Source organism: Vibrio atlanticus, from assembly GCF_024347315.1.
Lineage (GTDB): Bacteria > Pseudomonadota > Gammaproteobacteria > Enterobacterales > Vibrionaceae > Vibrio > Vibrio atlanticus.
In genome coordinates this window covers 956,726-975,849 of sequence record NZ_AP025460.1, presented here as the reverse complement: position 1 = coordinate 975,849, position 19,124 = coordinate 956,726, and the positions used below count along the sequence as shown (strand labels likewise).

At 45.0% G+C, this 19,124-nt stretch carries 20 protein-coding genes; all 20 read right to left on the bottom strand.

What is annotated here, in order from left to right; all coding sequences use genetic code 11:
- Window position 1 precedes the first annotated feature (1 nt).
- The 20 genes from ccmA to fliM all read right to left on the bottom strand — a co-directional run bounded on the left by ccmA (window position 2) and on the right by fliM (window position 19,118).
- The gene (ccmA, locus tag OCV30_RS04540; RefSeq protein ID WP_009848528.1) at window positions 2-619 is read right to left on the bottom strand and encodes a cytochrome c biogenesis heme-transporting ATPase CcmA; all 618 of its coding nucleotides are present in this window, start codon (window positions 617-619) and stop codon (window positions 2-4) included.
- Between the two features lie 279 nt (window positions 620-898).
- Window positions 899-1,411 (bottom strand): DUF2802 domain-containing protein, encoded by a 513-nt coding sequence (locus OCV30_RS04535; protein ID WP_009848529.1) that lies wholly within the window; start codon window positions 1,409-1,411, stop codon window positions 899-901.
- Window positions 1,411-1,905: a chemotaxis protein CheW gene (locus OCV30_RS04530; protein WP_009848530.1), complete on the bottom strand. Its 495-nt coding sequence runs from the start codon at window positions 1,903-1,905 to the stop codon at window positions 1,411-1,413. The genes OCV30_RS04535 and OCV30_RS04530 overlap by 1 nt, the downstream gene beginning before the upstream one ends.
- Window positions 1,906-1,975: 70 nt before the next feature.
- On the bottom strand, window positions 1,976-3,097 hold the full coding sequence (locus OCV30_RS04525; protein WP_261879035.1) for a chemotaxis protein CheW: 1,122 nt from the start codon (window positions 3,095-3,097) through the stop codon (window positions 1,976-1,978).
- On the bottom strand, window positions 3,084-3,866 hold the full coding sequence (locus tag OCV30_RS04520; RefSeq protein WP_009848532.1) for a ParA family protein: 783 nt from the start codon (window positions 3,864-3,866) through the stop codon (window positions 3,084-3,086). The genes OCV30_RS04525 and OCV30_RS04520 overlap by 14 nt, the downstream gene beginning before the upstream one ends.
- 10 nt (window positions 3,867-3,876) lie before the next feature.
- Window positions 3,877-5,001 carry a protein-glutamate methylesterase/protein-glutamine glutaminase gene (locus tag OCV30_RS04515; RefSeq protein WP_009848533.1) on the bottom strand — a complete coding sequence of 375 codons (1,125 nt, stop codon included), beginning with the start codon at window positions 4,999-5,001 and terminating at the stop codon, window positions 3,877-3,879.
- A gap of 13 nt (window positions 5,002-5,014) precedes the next feature.
- Window positions 5,015-7,216, bottom strand: a complete 2,202-nt coding sequence (locus tag OCV30_RS04510) for a chemotaxis protein CheA (protein WP_065678597.1) — start codon at window positions 7,214-7,216, stop codon at window positions 5,015-5,017.
- A gap of 9 nt (window positions 7,217-7,225) precedes the next feature.
- Complete coding sequence (locus OCV30_RS04505; protein WP_065678596.1) at window positions 7,226-7,957, bottom strand: protein phosphatase CheZ; 732 nt, start codon at window positions 7,955-7,957, stop codon at window positions 7,226-7,228.
- 114 nt (window positions 7,958-8,071) lie between these two features.
- A complete protein-coding gene (cheY, locus tag OCV30_RS04500; protein ID WP_012603445.1) occupies window positions 8,072-8,440 on the bottom strand; it encodes a chemotaxis response regulator CheY in 369 nt (122 codons plus the stop codon).
- A 42-nt stretch (window positions 8,441-8,482) separates the two neighbouring features.
- Entirely contained in the window at window positions 8,483-9,217 is a 735-nt protein-coding gene (locus OCV30_RS04495) for an RNA polymerase sigma factor FliA (RefSeq protein ID WP_009848537.1), read from the bottom strand.
- Complete coding sequence (locus OCV30_RS04490; RefSeq protein WP_009848538.1) at window positions 9,210-10,097, bottom strand: MinD/ParA family protein; 888 nt, start codon at window positions 10,095-10,097, stop codon at window positions 9,210-9,212. The genes OCV30_RS04495 and OCV30_RS04490 overlap by 8 nt, the downstream gene beginning before the upstream one ends.
- A 13-nt stretch (window positions 10,098-10,110) precedes the next feature.
- Complete coding sequence (gene flhF, locus OCV30_RS04485; RefSeq protein ID WP_012603444.1) at window positions 10,111-11,622, bottom strand: flagellar biosynthesis GTPase FlhF; 1,512 nt, start codon at window positions 11,620-11,622, stop codon at window positions 10,111-10,113.
- Window positions 11,623-11,649: 27 nt separating this feature from the next.
- Window positions 11,650-13,752 (bottom strand): flagellar biosynthesis protein FlhA, encoded by a 2,103-nt coding sequence (flhA, locus tag OCV30_RS04480; protein ID WP_009848540.1) that lies wholly within the window; start codon window positions 13,750-13,752, stop codon window positions 11,650-11,652.
- Window positions 13,753-14,068: 316 nt separating this feature from the next.
- Entirely contained in the window at window positions 14,069-15,199 is a 1,131-nt protein-coding gene (gene flhB / locus OCV30_RS04475; RefSeq protein ID WP_009848541.1) for a flagellar biosynthesis protein FlhB, read from the bottom strand.
- A gap of 9 nt (window positions 15,200-15,208) precedes the next feature.
- On the bottom strand, window positions 15,209-15,991 hold the full coding sequence (fliR, locus tag OCV30_RS04470; RefSeq protein ID WP_009848542.1) for a flagellar biosynthetic protein FliR: 783 nt from the start codon (window positions 15,989-15,991) through the stop codon (window positions 15,209-15,211).
- 6 nt (window positions 15,992-15,997) lie between these two features.
- Window positions 15,998-16,267 (bottom strand): flagellar biosynthesis protein FliQ, encoded by a 270-nt coding sequence (gene fliQ / locus OCV30_RS04465; protein ID WP_009848543.1) that lies wholly within the window; start codon window positions 16,265-16,267, stop codon window positions 15,998-16,000.
- Between the two features lie 11 nt (window positions 16,268-16,278).
- Window positions 16,279-17,208, bottom strand: a complete 930-nt coding sequence (gene fliP, locus OCV30_RS04460; protein ID WP_009848544.1) for a flagellar type III secretion system pore protein FliP — start codon at window positions 17,206-17,208, stop codon at window positions 16,279-16,281.
- On the bottom strand, window positions 17,195-17,635 hold the full coding sequence (fliO, locus tag OCV30_RS04455) for a flagellar biosynthetic protein FliO (protein ID WP_065678595.1): 441 nt from the start codon (window positions 17,633-17,635) through the stop codon (window positions 17,195-17,197). The genes fliP and fliO overlap by 14 nt, the downstream gene beginning before the upstream one ends.
- Complete coding sequence (gene fliN, locus OCV30_RS04450; RefSeq protein WP_004739851.1) at window positions 17,635-18,045, bottom strand: flagellar motor switch protein FliN; 411 nt, start codon at window positions 18,043-18,045, stop codon at window positions 17,635-17,637. Before fliN ends, fliO begins: the two co-directional genes overlap by 1 nt.
- 29 nt (window positions 18,046-18,074) lie before the next feature.
- Window positions 18,075-19,118 carry a flagellar motor switch protein FliM gene (fliM, locus tag OCV30_RS04445; RefSeq protein ID WP_009848546.1) on the bottom strand — a complete coding sequence of 348 codons (1,044 nt, stop codon included), beginning with the start codon at window positions 19,116-19,118 and terminating at the stop codon, window positions 18,075-18,077.
- Window positions 19,119-19,124: the final 6 nt, after the last annotated feature.

Sequence of the window (19,124 nt, the reverse complement as noted above, 5' to 3'; positions counted from 1 at the left end):
ATTACTCACCCAACTTTATTTTTCTTAGTTTCGGGCTATCAGCAAACATATCTTGGTGTGTGGTTAATAACACAATGCCACCGTTATCTGCATGCTGAGAAAAAAGAGACTCCAAAACCTTAACACCCTGCTTGTCTATTGCAGTCAGCGGTTCGTCTAGAATCCATAACATTTGCTTACTCAACCAAAGACGAGCCAATGCCACACGGCGCTGTTGCCCCGCTGAAAGTTGCCCTGCTGGTACGTCTTCTCTACCAGCAAGCCCCACTTGAGCCAATGCATTGTAAAGTTCTTCCTTACTCGTTCCACTGCTGTGAATCGATTGATAGAAGCTCAGATTTTCATAGGCACTGAGCTCGCGTTTCACGCCAGTTTGGTGACCAAGAAAAAGCAAATTTTGGTGATACATATCTCGGTTCGACTCAATAGATTCGCCATCCCAAGAAATAGTGCCGTCATCGCGGTCGCCTAGCCCGGTGATAATCCTAAGGAGTGTCGTTTTCCCAGTACCGTTACGACCTTCAACTTGAACCAGTTCACCGGGTTTCAATTGAAAAGACAACGATTCAAACAGAACCCTGTCGTCACGAATAGCAGTTAAATTTGAGACTTCTAGCATAGGTAAATTTAGTCGAGTAATGAGAGGGCTATAGTAGCACACCAATAAGGTGACAAAACAGGACTAGGCGTTTTCGAAAGAACAAACTCCGTAAGAAACTGTTACCACCGCATCACAATTTACACATTTTCATCAACAAACAATATATTGCATTAGATACAAACACTTATAAACATCGTTCTATATAGGTATACCAGACACAAAAAAAGAAGCCGAAGCTTCTTTTTAAGAGGTATGCGTGATGAACATCAATTGCTCATTACGCAGTAAGCGCTAAATTTAACGACGTCGAGTCGGGTCTCTGCGATCACGAGAGGATGCAGGTTGTTCATCATACGATGAAGGATTACTTCTTAACGAAGGGATTTTTTCCTTACCTGCGAGCTTATTCTGCAGAGACATCATCAGCTCAGCTTCTGCCTTAGGTAATTCACACTCTTCGATCAGTTCGTTTATCCCAGCACCGAGCTGAACCATTTTAGTTGCGCGTGTATACAAACGCCCATCGGTGTCCGCATGTTCCAACTCAACAATACGTTCATTCAAGTGTTTTATCAGATCTTGCTGTTCCGTCACTTTCTGACCAAGGCCAACCACAACAGAGCGAACTTCAAGTAATTGCTTACTCGATTTTTGAAGCTCTTTATCCAAGTTACGAACTTGCAGGCGTGACGTATCGATCTGCTTTTGAATTGCACTTTTTACTTTGCTAATCAAAATCACGATGAATAACGTAAAAACCCCAACTCCGACTATCAGAGCAATAGGGTTTAAAGGAAGCGCTTCAAACATTACAGGTGAGCCATCTCATCCCATTCGTCTTCACTTAACAGCTTGTTCAGATCGACTAAGATAAGAAGCTTGCCATCACGGTTACTAACACCTTGGATGAACTTAGCACTTTCATCAGTACCAACACTTGGTGTCGTGTCGATTTCAGAAGAACGCAGGTAAACAACTTCAGCAACGCTATCTACTAAAATGCCAATAACTTGACGCTCAGACTCAATAACGATAATACGTGTGTTATCAGTGATTTCACCTTGCATCAAACCAAAACGAGAACGAGTGTCAATAACAGTAACAACGTTACCACGCAGGTTAATAATACCTAAAACGTAGTCTGGAGCACCCGGTACTGGAGCAATCTCGCTGTAACGCAATACTTCACGTACTTGCATTACATTGATGCCGTAAGTTTCTTCTTCTAGTTGAAATGTCACCCATTGAAGTACTTCATCATTTGTTTGATCTTTTCTTACTTCAACTTCACTCATATGAGACATAGATAATCCTCTTGCCGTCGTTACCGACCACTGTTGTTAACTTGATGCTTATATTGTACCAATCGTAGTACTAGCCCAATGCTTTTACGTCTAGCCCTGCATTTAGCATGGCGGTTAATGCTTCAACATGGATCAAAGCACACATTTTTTCTTTTACCATACCAGCGAGCCATGGCCGTTTCCCTGCCGTTTCTCGCCAGCGTACTTTATCTGTATTAAGCAGCTCGGTACCTTTAAGCTCTGTGCTCGCAAGCCCCCACAAGCTTTCGCCAAGCATGACTATATATTGATAATTTTCTTTATAATCATCACATAATAGCTTTTCAGGCATCACCCATTTGGCGGTATCAACCACGTCTAGCTTACTATCTCGATTAGTTTGCAACCCCAAATACCAAGCAGGTTTGCCAATAATATGACTTAACTCTTCAAGGCGATGAATACCCCCGAGCTCATCAAGTGGCACAGCAAACGTCACACCGTTCACATCAAAATACAGCACTTGAAAATCTTCAGTTCTAGCCGTCGTTTCCCATGATGTAAACTGATCTGCTCCACCGGCTTGAGTTTCAAGTTCGGTAACTGGCTCAATTTGAGGAGATTCAAGATCGGGTTCAGTAGCCTTAACTTCAATGTGCTCAGTTACGAGCGCTTCCGTTTCGACCACTTCAGTTTCGACCGCTTCGGCGAGTAGTTCACTTTCAACGGCTAATTCTGGTTCTGGAAGATCCCAATCTTGAATTTCAGGATCTACAGACACTTGAACAGACTCGACTGCAGCGTCAAACATTTGTATGTCTGCCTGCTGAGCAATTTGCTGCGTGTTCTGATCCATCAACTCATCTAGATTCAGCTCATCGACAACATTAGTTGCTTCTAAACGACTCAGAAGTTTCTGAACATCCTCAAGATTCGGCACTTCAAATTCTGCAGCGCGTATTTCGGCGTAGCTTGAATAATGACTTGTCGTTAATTGTGGCTCTGGCTCTGGCTCTGGCTCTGGCTCTGGCTCTGGCTCTGGCTCTGGCTCTGGCTCTGGCTTTTTAGTTTGTGATTCGTCGCTAGTCTCGTCAACAAGAAAAGCATCAGATTCAAAGTTTTCATCGCCTAACAGCGCAGTAAAGTAATCATCGATTGCTTGTTCACTCGATAAACTTGGTTGCGTCAATGTCGATTCGTTATTCGCGCTCATTTATCGCTAACCTCTCGAGATAAATAAGCAGCTGTTTATAAGCAAATACACCACGGCTACCCGATGCGAAATGAGATGCTGGCAAACGTTTTAGACTGGCATCGCGAAACTTGGTATCAATCGGCACAGCAGAGGTCCAAACTTGGTTTGGATAGTCATCTTTAAGCTGAGTCAATGTTTGCAATGATGCTTTCGTTCGCTTGTCGTACATCGTCGGGACAATCGTCACCTTAAACGGTGTTTTGCGAGACTTCTGCATAATGGTTAGAGTGCGAATCATGCGCTCTAAACCCTTCATCGCCAAAAATTCAGTCTGTACCGGAATCAAGATACGATCACTGGCAGCCAACGCATTCACCATCATCACACCAAGAATAGGCGGACAATCGATAAGCACGTAGTCATAGTCATCTTTCAAAGCGGCTAAAGCACGCTTTAAGATCAAGCCCATACCACTTCGATTTCCCATTACACGGTCTAATGTCGCCAATGACATGTGTGCGGGAATAATATCGATACCTTCAATTTCGGTCTGTATAGTCAACGCTCTCACAGCTTGCGTAGAAAACTCACGCAGCTGGAACAGATCAAACAGGCTCGATTCCACCGTATCTGAGTCGTAACCCAGATAGGTGGTTAGTGATGCATGTGGGTCAGTATCAACCAACAACACACGATGACCCTTTAAGGCAAGTAAGCCAGCTAGGGTCACTGTCGTCGTCGTTTTCCCAACTCCACCTTTTTGGTTTGCAACACTCCAAACAATCATGTCGATTTACCTAAGCTAACCCAACTTCGACCAAAATCCGTTCCGCAACGCGGTCTAGAGGTAGGTCTTCAGTAGAAATGCCAGCTTTTGCTACAGCTTGAGGCATACCATATACAACACAACTATCTTCGTCTTGCGCCCAAATGGTCGAACCCGCTGTTTTTAACATGCGAGAACCTTCTCGACCATCAGCCCCCATACCGGTCAGTATCATAGACAACACTTTATCGCCGTAGATCTTAGCTGCAGAACCAAAAGTGACATCCACACAAGGCTTGTAGTTCATTCGGTCACCACCATCGATAATCTTCAGACGCGCCGAACCCGGGCGACCATCAATCATCATTTGCTTTCCGCCTGGAGCAAGATAAGCCACCCCAGGTTTCAACAGGTCTCCGTCTTGAGCTTCACGAACTTCAATCTTACACAAGGTATTCAAGCGGCTAGCAAAAGCAGCGGTGAACGTTGCTGGCATATGCTGCACTAACACAATCGGATGCGGGTAGCTGGCAGGGATGCGTGTCAAAATTTTCTGTAGTGCAACTGGCCCACCAGTAGAAGTACCAATTGCAGTTAATTGATACTTTTTACCAGAAGCTCTGAATTTCGCGGTTGAAGCAACCGCTGGTTTAGCAGCAGGGGCTGTTGCTGAAATAGATTGGCGCAATGGCGCTGATGTTGACGCCGTAGCTGTTGCGGTAGCTCTTGGCGCAACAGGAGTGCGTCGCATAAACGCGCGTTTTGCAGCAATCTGAATCACGCGCTGTTGAAGCAATGCGACAGCGTCGTCACGGTTACGAGCGATGTCTTCAAATTTCTTAGGTAAGAAATCTAGAGCACCCGCGTCTAACGCATCTAACGTTGCTCTTGCACCATCATGCGTTAACGATGAAAACATCAAAATAGGCGTTGGAGACGCAGCCATAATTTCACGAACGGCAGTAATACCGTCCATGACAGGCATCTCGATGTCCATGGTAATTACGTCAGGTCTTAGCTTTTTCGCTTTCTCAACCGCTTCTTTACCGTTTACTGCTACATCGATGACTTCTAGGCGAGCCTCCGAGTTGATGATCTCGCTTACTCTACGACGAAAGAAGCTCGAATCATCAACGACTAATACTTTAATCGCCATATTTATCCTTAAGTTAAATTCTTGATGCAGCTGCGTACTGCTTCAACAAGTCCGGCACATCTAAAATCAATGCTATGTGACCGTCACTTGTAATTGTCGCACCTGCCATTCCTGGCGTGCCTTGAAGAAGCTTATCAAGTGGCTTAATAACCACTTCTTCTTGGCCGATAAGCGCATCGACAACAAAACCAACACGTTGACTACCAAGTTGCACAATAACAACATGACCATGACCTTGACGCCCTTCAACAAGACCTTCTTTAGGTGTAAGCCAATTTTGTAGGTAGAACAGTGGAATAGACTTATCGCGAACGATAATAGTCAGCTGACCATCAACCACGTTTGTGCGGCTTAGGTCTAAGTGGAAGATTTCATTTACAGAAGCCAGTGGCAATGCGAACGGGTGACCCGCAACACCGACCATTAAGGTTGGTAGGATCGCAAGTGTCAACGGAACCTTAATGGTAATCTTGGTGCCTTGGCCCATCTCTGAGTCGATATCAATTGAACCATTCAGTGTGTTGATCGCTGTTTTCACAACGTCCATACCTACACCACGGCCAGAGATATCTGAGATCTTTTCTTTACTTGAAAAGCCAGGAGCAAAGATTAGATTGAAACACTCTTTATTTGTTAGGCGAGACGCTGCATCATCATCCATCAGACCGCGCTTAACCGCGATAGCACGAAGCTTATCAGGGTCCATACCGCCGCCATCATCAACGATAGCCAGTTCAATGTGGTCGCCTTCTTGAGAGGCAGACAGAATCACTTTACCGGTTTTAGATTTACCCGCAGCAACACGGTCGTCCGGCATTTCGATACCATGATCGACAGAGTTTCTCACCAAGTGAATCAGGGGATCAGCAAGTGCTTCTACTAAGTTTTTATCAAGATCCGTTTCTTCGCCACGCATTTCAAGAACAATGTCTTTCTTCAAGGTACGAGCAAGGTCACGGACAACGCGAGGGAAGCGACCAAATACTTTCTTAATCGGCTGCATACGCGTCTTCATTACTGCACCTTGTAGGTCAGCAGTAACAACGTCTAAGTTAGAGACAGCTTTCGACATTTCTTCGTCGTTGCTGTTTAAACCTAAGCTAACAAGGCGGTTACGAACCAATACTAGCTCACCCACCATGTTCATGATGGTATCCAGTGTTGAGGTATCAACACGAACTGTGGCTTCAGCTTGCTGCTTCTTCGCAGGCGCTTTAACTTCAGCTTTTGCTGGTACGCTAGGCTTAGGCTCAGTTTTTACAGCAACAGGAGCAGGCTGTGGTTTAGGAGCGACTTTCGGCGCAACAGGCTCGGGCTTCGCTTGTACAGGCTTAGTCGCAGCATCCAACTCTTCAATTGAAGGGCCATTACCTGAGCCGTGTAACTGATCAAGTAAACTCTCAAACTCAGCATCAGTCATTAGGTCATCGCCTTCAGACGTTACTGGTGCTTTGGCTACCGGAGCAACTGGCGGAGGAGGAGGCGTTGAGTTTGCAGCTGTCGGGCTTTGACCCGCACCATGCAACTCATCTAACAACTTTTCAAATTCGTCGTCAGTAATGTCACCACTCGCAGCAACTGGCTGAGGTGCCACGGGTGCCGGCACTGGTGTGTCTACAGATGATGTCGTTGGTGAACCACCCTTACCGTGAAGTTCATCCAGTAAACGCTCAAATTCATCTTCAGAAATATCATCCACGGAAGATGCACTGATGTTTGTAGTTTCAGCAGTAGATTCCGGAGCAATAACAGGTTCAGGAGCTGCAACGATAGGTTCAGGGATAACCGGTGCTGGAGCTTCTACTGGTGCCACTTCATCTTCAGACTCTGGCTTACAGAGGCGATGAAGTTCATCCAGTAAAGATTGGTCTGCTGGTACTAAAGCTTCCTCATCTTGCACGGCTTTAAACTGTACATTGACTGTATCTAAAGCCTGTAGCATCGTATCCATTAGACCTGATGTTACACTGCGTTGGCCATTTCTTAGAATGTCGAACACATTCTCAGCACCATGACAAGTATCCACCAGCTCGGTCAATGCTAGGAAACCAGCACCACCTTTTACTGTATGGAAACCACGGAAAATAGCGTTTAGTAGTTCTTTGTCGTCAGGGTTATTCTCTAGCTCTACCAGTTGTTCTGATAGGAGTTCAAGGATCTCCCCGGCTTCGACTAAAAAGTCCTGAAGAATATCTTCGTCTAAATCGTAGCTCATACGTTACCTTTAAAATCCAAGACTGGATAACAAATCGTCGACTTCATCTTGAGATGCAACAGCATCTTCACGAGCTTCTGGGTTCATGATCGGCCCCTCAGGAGCAATAGATGCTTTCTTATCTGTCTCTGGTGTGGGTTCTATTTGATTCGCACCGAATACGGTGAGAATCTCTACCAGACGTCCTTCAACCTCATTCACCAAGGTAATAACTTTGCTAATAATCTGCCCAGTTAAATCTTGGAAATCCTGAGCCATCAAGATTTCAGTCAGTTGTCCACGTAGTTCAGTACTATCGCCTTCTACTTGGACAAGTAATCCATCAATGCGGTGGCATAAAGCTTTGAATGTTACTAGCTCAATGCGGCCATGCATCAGTTCATTCCATTGAGGCCTTACTTGAAGTAAACACTCGTGTAAATTAGTTGCAATTGGCATACAGCGATCGACAGCGTCCATCGTTTTGTTCGCCGCAACTTCCGTTTTATCAATGACATATTGAAGGCGATCCCTGGCGTCAGGGATTTCATCCTTTGCGATAACGTTAATACGCTCGTCAAAGTTGAATTGTGTCAAAGAATCATGGAGGTCACGAGTCAGACTGCCTATTTCTTGAAGCATTGGGTTATCTTGAAGATTAAAATTATCTTCATAAATGCTTCTAACAAGAGAATCAGCACCTTGCTGCTCATCGTTTTCAAGCAGCTCTACTAATTTTTTTGCTTGTTCTAATGAAATCATCCTGAGTCCGGCCTTACTCCGCATAGTTTGTGACGCTTCAGCTTTAGAGATAAACGGGAAACAAAAAAGTTAATGTCTCTCTATGAAGCGCCTGAAACAGGTTCTTATGAGTGCTTATAAACGCTCAAAAATCTTGTCGAGTTTCTCTTTTAGAGTTGCGGCAGTGAACGGCTTCACAATGTAACCATTAACACCCGCTTGCGCTGCTTCAATGATCTGCTCACGCTTAGCTTCTGCTGTGATCATAAGCACTGGAAGGTGCTTAAGTTCTGCATCTGCACGAACATGTTTTAGAAGATCAATACCTTGCATACCCGGCATGTTCCAGTCAGTTACCACGAAATCAAATTCGCCTTTTTTCAGCATAGGTAACGCGGTCAAGCCATCGTCTGCTTCTTGAGTGTTGTTGAAACCTAAATCGCGAAGTAGGTTTTTAACAATTCGGCGCATCGTTGAAAAATCATCAACAATGAGAATTTTCATGTTTTTGTTCAAATTAGCCTCCACTGAATAAAATCAGTGTTGTTAGTCGTTCTGTGTCCAAGCACTTAACTTAGTGCGTAAACGCTGCATAGATTGGCTTAGTATTTGGCTGACACGAGATTCGCTGACACCTAATACTTCCCCAATCTCTTTTAAATTGAGTTCTTCGTCGTAATAAAGCGAAAGCACGAGGCCTTCCCTTTCCGGAAGTTGTTTTATCGAGTCGATCAAAGCTTGGCGGAATGATTCATCTGCAACCCCTTGAAAAGGCGTATTATCTTGAGAATCTTCATTCGGAGATATTACATCATCAGAGACACCTAAGTCTTCTATCCCTACCAATTTTGAGCAATTAATATCAGTTAAAGCACTGTGATACTGGTCTAAACTCAGCCCCATGTGCTTTGCCACCTCAGCATCACTGGGATCGCGATTGAGAGTGCCCTCTAATTCCGCGATTGCACTACTGATTTCTCGATTGTTTTTATGAACCGATCTCGGGACCCAATCCCCGCGGCGAATGTCATCCAACATTGCCCCACGAATTCGAATACCTGCGTACGTCTCAAAGCTTGCGCCTTTAGTACCATCATAGTTCTGCTGTGCTTCAATCAGGCCAATCATGCCGGCTTGAATCAAGTCATCAACTAATACATTAGGCGGTAATCGCCCCAACAAATGATGAGCGATACGCTTAACCAACACAGAGTACTTCTCAAAAAAAGCCTGCTGGCTATTGTGATTAGCATGTTGATCGTAAGTAAGCGCTTTATTCACCAAATGGTTCCTCTATAAATTCAGTACGGTTCAGCAGCCTTTCAACAAAAAACTCCAAGTGTCCGCTTGGTGTTTTTGGTATTGGCCAGGTCAATGCCTTATTAGCCAAAGAGCTGATTGCCAATGCAGCTGGAGAGCGAGGAAACGCATCGACTACGATTTTCTGTCTCTTAACTGATTGACGTACTTTATCATCTAAAGGAATACATGCTACGAGTTCGAGGCTCACATTCAAGAAGCGCTCTGTGACCAAAGTCAACTTTGCAAATAATTCTCGGCCTTCGCGATAGCTTCTGACCATATTTGCAACAATTTTGAATCGCTGTACTTGGTGCTCTCGACTCAACAGCTTAATCAATGCATATGCATCAGTAATCGACGTTGGTTCATCACAAACCACCACAACCACATCCTGCGCAGCTCTTGAAAAGCTGATGACCATATCGGATATACCCGCTGCGGTATCAACCAATAAGATATCCATCTCGTCTTCAAGCGAACCAAAAGCACGAATCAACCCGGCGTGTTGAGCGTGTGAAAGTTCAGTCATGCTTTGTGTGCCTGATGTCGCTGGAATAATTTTAATTCCGTGCGGCCCTTCGACAATCGCATCCTTAAGTTCACACTCGCCAGCCAACACATGCCCAAGATTTCGTTTAGAACGAATGCCGAGCATGATGTCTACGTTAGCTAATCCTAAATCGGCATCCAGCACCATGACTTTCTTGCCTTGGCGAGCCATACAAATAGCCATACCTAACGTTACATTCGATTTACCCACGCCTCCCTTGCCACCCGTTACAGCGATAACTTTTGTGAGTGAAGGCTGGGTTAAGCGACGGAGGCCGCTAGCTTGATCGTGTATCATATTCTCATTCATATTTATCCGCCGCCTAGAGCCCTTCAGAATCGCTATTCCAGTAATGAGGTTCATTCTCTGTCGATTTTTCTAATAACTCATTGGCCTTAGCAATCATGTACTTTGGCTGAGCAATAACGATATCTTCAGGAACTCGTTGACCATTTGCTATATAAGCAACTGGCAATGCATTTTGTATTACCACACTGATGAACTCACCCAAACTAAGCGATTCGTCCAGCTTCGTCAGGATACATCCCGACAGCGGGATTCTTCTAAAGTGTTCAATGGTTTCTTGTAGTACTTTGCGTTGCGCGGTTGCGGGTAACACAAGGTAACTATTGATAACGGAACCACTCTCTTGCATCAATGTGTCTAACTGCTCAGATAGGCGAACATCTCGCTGCCCCATACCTGCAGTATCGACTAGAATCAGGCGACGATTACGTAACTGATATATTACATCGGCCAATTCACTAGAATCTTTAGCAACTCTTACAGGACAACCCATAATTCGACCATAAATCGATAACTGCTCATGTGCACCTATGCGATATGTGTCCGTTGTCACAAGCGCTACGTTGTCTGCACCGTACTCCATTGCTGCGCGGGCTGCGAGCTTAGCAACGGTTGTTGTTTTACCTACGCCAGTCGGGCCAAGTAAGGCCACAATACCGCCGCGTTTTAAAATATCTTTTTGTGTTACTGAGATTTGATCAGCGACCAGAGCAAGCAAGGCTTTCCATGCTCGTGCTGGTTTTGTGTCTTCTGGAATGTAACAGGCCATTTGATCGGCGAGTTCTGCCGAAACACCCATACGTTCTAGGCGCTTGATAAGCATCGCTCGCAAAGGTTCGCGACGTTCGACTTCTTGCCACATGAGTCCAGAGACTTGATGCTCTAACAAACGACGAATTGAAGTCATCTCGTCGCGCATCGTTTCCATTTCAGTATCTGAACCTTTGGATTGAGCATTCTCACGACCACGATCATAACGGGTAGGATCTAAGCGAGGTGCTGGACGCTCTACTCTGCGATCTTCGGCAATCAATTTAGATAAACCCGTTTCACGAGCAAAGGCCGAGTCAAGGGTGCCGCTAGAATGCTGGCTACTCTGAGGTTGATGACCGTTACTTGACTGGCGATTGAGCAATGCTGATAACGAGTCTTCATTTTCAGCGCGATGTTGTTGCTCATCGTCGGCGCCATGACTGTATTGCTTTAGCATATTCGCAAAGCGCTTGGTCATTGAGCGTCCACCTTCTGCATTCGGCTGGATGCTAACCTTGTCATCATCTAATTGACGACGCCCAGTTGGCAATTTGGGCTCAGACATTTGAGTGTACTGGCTTTGCGTAGGCTGCTGAGGTTTATTGAGTCTGGGACTTGCTGTCGACGGGCTGGAATCGCCATCAATAGCGGCAACAATTTCCACACCACCTGCGACCTTTTTGTTAGACATGATCACCGCTTCTGAGCCAAGTTCTTCTTTAACTTGGAGCAGAGCTGTTCGCATATCTTTTGCAAAAAATCGTTTAATTTTCAATTCGATCGTCCGTTCTAATTAGGCGGCTTAATTACCAACAGCTTGTACTATACGTATCTGCTTTTCGTCTGGTATCTCTTGGTAAGATAATACTCTCAAGCTTGGGATCGTGTTTTTCACGAACTTAGCCAAAGTCGAACGTAAAACACCAGAGGTCAATAACACCGCTGGCTCACCTTTCAGTTCTTGCTCTTGTGTCGCGTTACTGAGTGAGGTCTGTAAACGTTCGGCTAAACCTGGTTCAATACCAGCAGATTCTCCGCCGGATGCCTGCATGGTTTGATGCAAGATTTGTTCCAACTCAGGAATCAAGGTTATAACTGGTAATTCTGGTTCTATACCATTGATTTCTTGAACAATTAGTCGTTTTAGTGAGATGCGAACAGCTGCAGTTAATATGTCAGGTTCTTGACTCTTAGAAGAGTACTCCGACAAAGTTTGGACAATGGTTCGAATATCACGAATTGGAATCGCTTCATTCAGTAGGTTTTGCAGAACTTTCACAACCACACCAAGCTGTAATTGATCCGGAACAAAACCTTCTACCAGCTTAGGTGTTGATCGGCTAAGCATCTCAAGTAAGTTTTGAACTTCTTCGTGGCCAATCAACTGTGAAGCGTTATTCGTTAACTGCTGGCTAAGGTGTGTGGCAAGTACGGTTGAAGAGTCTACAACCGTATAACCTAAGGCTTGTGCGTGTTCACGCTGCTCTTCACGAATCCAGACCGCTTCAAGGCCAAAGGCAGGGTCAATCGTCGGCTCTCCATCTATCATCCCATAGACTTGGCCAGGGTTAATCGCGAGCTCCATGTCCGGTTTGATCTCAGCCTCACCAACCGCTACCCCCATCAGGGTAATTCGATAGCTGTTTGGTGTCAGTTCCAGATTATCGCGAATGTGTACTGCTGGAATCAAGAAACCAAAATCTTGAGACAGCTTTTTCCGTACACCTTTCACGCGCTCAAGCAATTCACCACCTTGGTCTCTATCGACCAAAGGAATCAAGCGGTACCCCACTTCGAGACCAATAATATCTACCGGTTGAACATCATCCCAAGACAGTTCTTTTTGCGATGCGGGCTTATCACCATTGGCATTAGCGGTTGCAGGTAGATTTTTCTCTTCTACCTTTGCCTTATTCTTTTTATCGATAAAGTAAGCCCCAGCCCCAGCAACCACAGCAAGGCTCAAGAAAGAGAAATGTGGCATACCAGGAACAATACCCATGATGCCGAGGATAGCGGCGGTGATCATTAGGGCTTTAGGATTATCGAACATTTGGAAGACAAGTTGTTCGCCCATGTCTTCATCAGTATTTTGACGCGTTACCATCATCGCCGCAGCAATAGAAAGTAACAGCGATGGAATTTGTGCAACCAGACCATCACCGATAGTCAGTAGCGTATAGATTTCGATGGCTTCACCAAAACCAAGGTCAAACTGAGCCATACCGATACTCAAGCCGCCAATGATGTTGATAAACAATATCAAGATACCGGCTATTGCATCGCCTTTAACAAACTTAGACGCACCGTCCATCGAGCCGTAAAAGTCAGCCTCTTTGGTCACTTCAAAACGTCGAGTACGAGCCTGATCTTGGTCGATCAAACCCGCATTCAAGTCGGCATCGATTGCCATCTGTTTACCCGGTAGGGCATCTAGGGTGAAACGCGCACTTACTTCCGAAATACGACCCGCACCTTTGGTTACAACCATGAAGTTGATGATCATCAAAATCAAGAACACCACTAGACCTACCGCGTAGTTGCCGCCGATAACCACGTTACCGAAGGCTTCGATAACGTTACCGGCCGCGTCACCACCTTCGTGACCATGAAGCAATACCACACGTGTCGAAGCAACGTTCAAAGCTAATCGAAGTAGAGTCGCAATCAAAAGTACGGTCGGGAATGCAGCGAAGTCCAAAGGCCTGCGGGTATAAACCGAAACCAGTAACACAACCATGGACAGTGCAATGTTGAAAGTGAAGAACATGTCCAACAAGAAGGCTGGTATTGGCAACACCACCATAGCGAGCGTCGCAAGTACCATAACGGGCGCGCCAATTGCAGGCATCGCACGATTAGGGATTTTAGGCAGCTTGTCCGCAAAAGGCAGGGAGAATTTCATAAGTCTAGACAGTTTCGCTATGTTGTAGCCATCTCACTAAGCTATTTGAGGCTCAGGTCTAAGCTATGTTGCTATGGTTTATAGTGCATAGGTTCAAATGCACAGGTTTAATAATACTAAGATTTATACTGATCGGGTTTATAACACTCGGATTTACAATGCTAAGGTTATTAATGATCGGCTAATAATATTCGGGGTTGATATAGCAAACACTGTACCAACACTTTTCGTCAAATTATTGCCATCGCCTCTTTAAAAAGAGGATTAGCTAGCCCGCTATTATCAGGGTTCATCAAGCAGAGCTCAAGCAATTGATCTAATGTCGTAAATCAGGTGGGATCGGCATATTAGAATCTTGGAGTTTTGGCCTCTCTCCGCCTCGTTTTCGGTACTGTTTCAGCTGAAACACATATGCAAGCACTTGAGCAACCGCTGTAAACAGACCGTCAGGAATTTGTTGTTCTAGTTCGGTAGTGTGATAAAGCGCCCTAGCCAATGGTGGAGCAGGAACAATATAGATGTCATTTTCACGGGCAATTTCACGGATCTTCATTGCCATATGATCAACACCTTTAGCCACTACAACGGGGGCTTTGTCTTGATTCTGTTTATAGCGTAGAGCCACCGAGAAGTGCTCCGGGTTGGTCACAATCACATCCGCTTGAGGTACGTCAGCCATCATACGGCGCTGGGCAGCTTCTCTTTGTAACATACGAATGCGGCCCTTAACTTCAGGCTTACCTTCAGTATCTTTGTGTTCATCTTTAATTTCTTGTTTGGTCATCTTCAGCTGATCGGCGTGTTGCCAAATCTGGAACGGGATATCAATCGCCACCACGATAAGTAAAGAGCAGCTGATCAGCAGAATAAAATTAAGCAAGATATCTAAAGCGTGGAAGATATTCTGTGGGTATACCTCCATGCTCAGTTGCATTAAATCGTGTTGAGAAGCTTGAATAAGATAGATGGCCATTCCCGAAACAAGTGCCACTTTCAAGATAGATTTCAACAGTTCAACCCAACTCTGCAGGCCAAACATACGCTTAATACCACTAAGTGGGTTTAGCTTAGACGCCTTAGGCATCGCCGCCTGCATAGAGAAATTAATCCCCCCGACACCCGCCGCACCAATGACGGCAGCAACAAATAAGGTTATCAGGATTAAGAACAGCGGGAACAACAGGTTCACTAATGCGCCACCCGCAATTTCGAGGAGTTTTGTGGTATCAAAAACTTCTTCCCGACTCAGAGAAAACAGACGTTGCATTGTTTCGAACAAAGCTTTCGCCATCGATTCACCAAACCACATTAAAGCAATCGCACCAACAATAAGTACCGACGCCGACGCTAATTCTTTTGACCTTGCAACCTGCCCTTTCTCTTTGGCCTGTTGCAAGCGTTTGGGCGTGGCGTCTTCCGTGCGTTCTTGACCGTCTGACTCTGCCATTTTAGTCTCCTAGCACTCTAACCTGATTAGACGACATATCTGTTGTTCGGTTTGTATCCAGAATAACTCATAGTGACTAAACAAGCCGCCAAGGATATACCAACAAAGCAATAGGCCCACGAGTAGCGCAAATGAGAAACCCAAAGAAAAGATATTTAGTTGAGGCGCCGCACGCGTCATTACACCAAACGAAAGGTTAATCGTCAGCAGCGCAATAATACCAGACAATGACATTGCTAATGCTGTTTTGAACATGATACCCAACCACAGAGCAAGCTCTCTATAATCAACAGAGGTCAAACTTCCACTGCCAATGGGTAAAGTCTTAAAGCTGAACACCACCAGCTGCAGCATTTTCAAGTGACCGTCTGTCTCCAAAAAAAACATGGTCGCTAGCAACATAAATAACTGGCCCAGTACTGGCGTGTTTTGCCCGTTAGCCGGATCCACCATAGAAGCGAAACCCAAGCTTGATTGCATACCCAAGATCTGGCCGAGCATTACGAAAGTTTGAATCATGAATTGGGTGACAAACCCCATGGCAACACCAATCACGATTTGTTCAAATACCGTCAAGAACCCTTGGAAAGAGAGCAGTTCAATCTCTTTAGGAACAGCGGGAATCGCTGGCATCACCGCAAAGGTGATCGCTAAACCTAAATACAGACGAATACGCGGCGACACAAAGCGTGCACCGGTTACCGTCATCACCATCAGCATGGCTGAGATGCGAGTGTAGGGCCAAAAATAATTGGCTAACCACTCTAGTACAAGGCTCGTTGGGTATTCCATATCGGTTTAATACAGGACTTGTGGCAAGCGTTCGATGAGTTCGAAAAAGAACTCCATCATCATTTGAGTCATCCAATGTGCAAACATCATCAACGCTAATAACGTCACGATCAAACGCGGTAGGAAACTTAAAGTCTGTTCATTGATCGAAGTAGCCGCTTGGAAAACAGCCACAACCAAACCAATCAGCAGGCTAGGAATAATTATGGCGCAAACCATAATTAGTACCATCCAAAGGGCATCTTGGAATAAATCTACGAATATTTCAGGATTCATGCTTCCCCCAGCTACAAGGCAAAACTGCCGGCGAGAGTGGAGAGTATCAAATTCCAACCATCAACAAGGACGAACAACATCAACTTAAACGGCAACGATACAATCATTGGTGACAACATCATCATACCCATGGCCATCAAAACTGATGCCACCACCAAGTCGATAATTAGGAACGGCAAGAACAACATAAAGCCTATCTGGAAAGCTGTTTTCAATTCAGACGTGATAAACGCAGGAATCAGAACCGCCATTGAAACATCTTCTGGGTTGGTTACTTGCGCACCGGATATCTCAACAAAAGTTTCAAGATCTTTGATTCGAGTCTGTTTAAGCATAAAAGACTTAATCGGCCCTTGGGCAACATCAAACGCCTGTCGCGCTGATATCTGTTCATTCAAATAAGGCTGAACAGCTTGTTCATTGACCTGACTGATTACTGGCGACATGATGAAGAAGGTCAGAAATATCGCAATGCCAATAATCACTTGGTTCGAAGGTGTTTGTTGAAGACCCATTGCCTGACGCAAAATAGACATCACAACCACAATGCGGGTGAACGATGTCATCAAAATAACCATCGCCGGCAAGAAGCCAAGCATGGTCATTAACGCAAGAATTTGCAGGTTAATCGAGTAGTCTTCACCGCCATTGGCATTGGTGGTCATGGTAAAGGCAGGTATGCCGCCACCATTACCGGTTAAGCTACCAGTGGTCATAGTCTTCGATTTGGCTTGATCTTGCTGCATCGTACTGATGGTGACCGACTCAGATCCAGCGGTATTCGCAGGAATGACAGTGCCATCTTCAACCTGTGCAAATACTGACACGCTAAATACGAGAGAGCAGAATATAATGAGCTGAACCAACCACACTTTCACCGTACGGAAAAATCCGGCATGGCAAAAGTAAAATGGATTCAAAAATCCGTTACTTGTTTGCATCTTTTTTTATTAGCTGGGAAAGCTGACTTGAAAATGTACTTTTTTCCAGCATCTCCTGAGTAAGAGGTTTATCGAGCTTAGAGATCAGCTGAATCGATTGTGTGGTAATGCCTACCAAGAACTGTTCATCACCCGCTTGTACAATAGCGATACGTTCTTTTGTGCCTACCGGAATTTGCCTAATAATAGCCAAACCTTGTTGATTCGACATCGCAGGCACTTGCATTCGCTTCAGTAGCCAAGCAATAAATAAAATGAAGGCTATAACGAAAATTAGCGACCCAAAGGTGGTCGCCAAATCGAGAGAAGGAGGCGTTGCCGCAAAGGCAATAGAAGGAGTAGCAAGTAGCCCTACTCCCAAGACTCTGCGAGAAAAACCTGTCATTCCGAGAGAAGAGCCCGCCAGTCTTTGAGACAAAAAGCTCATTAACGCAACTTCTTAATTCGTTCTGTTTGACTAATAACGTCTGTCAAACGAATACCAAATTTGTCATTCACCACAACCACTTCTCCATGAGCAATCAGAGTGCCGTTAACCATCACGTCAAGTGACTCACCAGCAATTCTATCTAGCTCAACAACCGAACCTTGGTTCAATTGAAGTAAGTTACGGATACTAATTTGAGAGCGGCCGACTTCCATTGAGATAGTCACTGGGATATCCATAATGGTATCCAGCTTACGACGCTCATCTTCTGAAATTGGAGACGATGAGTCGGTTAACTCATCAAGTGGTGCCGCGAGAACATCATCAACATCGATTGACGGTGCTGAAGGGTCTTCACCAAGTGCTGCAGCCCATTCGTCTGCTAGCTTTTGATCTTCACTAGGTTCCATTACCAATTCCTATACTTTTATCTACTTTGCTATTCTTCATCTTCGCTATTTTCCAACTCAGACATTAAGTCTTTGCCAAGAAAGGCGAGATCGGTTTTGACCACATGAGGTCTTTCAATTTTTTCAGAAATCTGTACCGCGAGCTTCTCTCCAGAACGACCCATTTTCACACGATAGGTCGGCAGTTCTTCAACAAACATGGTTGCATGCTCAGGCATATTCATCGGGATAACATCCCCAGGACGAAGTTCCATCAAATCACGCAAAGAGATATCTTGCTCGAGCAAATTGACACGGAAGTTGACTGGCACATCCATGATTTCATCACGCAATGCTGAACTCCAACGAACGTCGGTTTCCATTTTATCTGATTGGACACCAGCATCCAGCAGTTCACGAATCGGCTCAACCATTGAGTAAGGCATAACCACATGGAAATCACCTCCGCCGCCATCGACTTCAATGTGAAATGAACTCACAACAATCACTTCGGTTGGACTCACAATGTTAGCCATACTTGGGTTTACTTCAGAGTCCAAGTATTCAAACTCAACGCCCATCACGGGAGACCAAGCTTCTTTGTAATCTTCAAAAACAATTTTCAGTAGTAACTGAATAATTCGTCTTTCTGTTGGTGTAAATTCGCGACCTTCAATCTTGGCATGAAAACGACCATCACCACCAAAAAAGTTCTCTACGAGAATGAAAACTAGCCGAGCTTCCATCGTAATTAGCGCAGTACCTTTTAACGGGCGGAAGCGAACCATGTTTAAACTTGTGGGTACATAGAGTGTGTTCTGGTACTCACCAAATTTCATCATCTGTACGCCGTTGATCGACACTTCAGCCGTCTTACGCAACATATTAAACAAGCTAATACGCATATGGCGTGCGAAACGCTCGTTAATAAGTTCAAGGGTCGGCATTCGACCACGAACGATTCGATCTTGTGATGAGAAATCAAAATTGACCGTATTGTCACTTTCGGTTTCTAAGACATCTTCAACGTCTTCAACATCATCAACGCCATGTAATAGCGCATCAATTTCGTCTTGGCTTAATAAATCGGTCACATATTA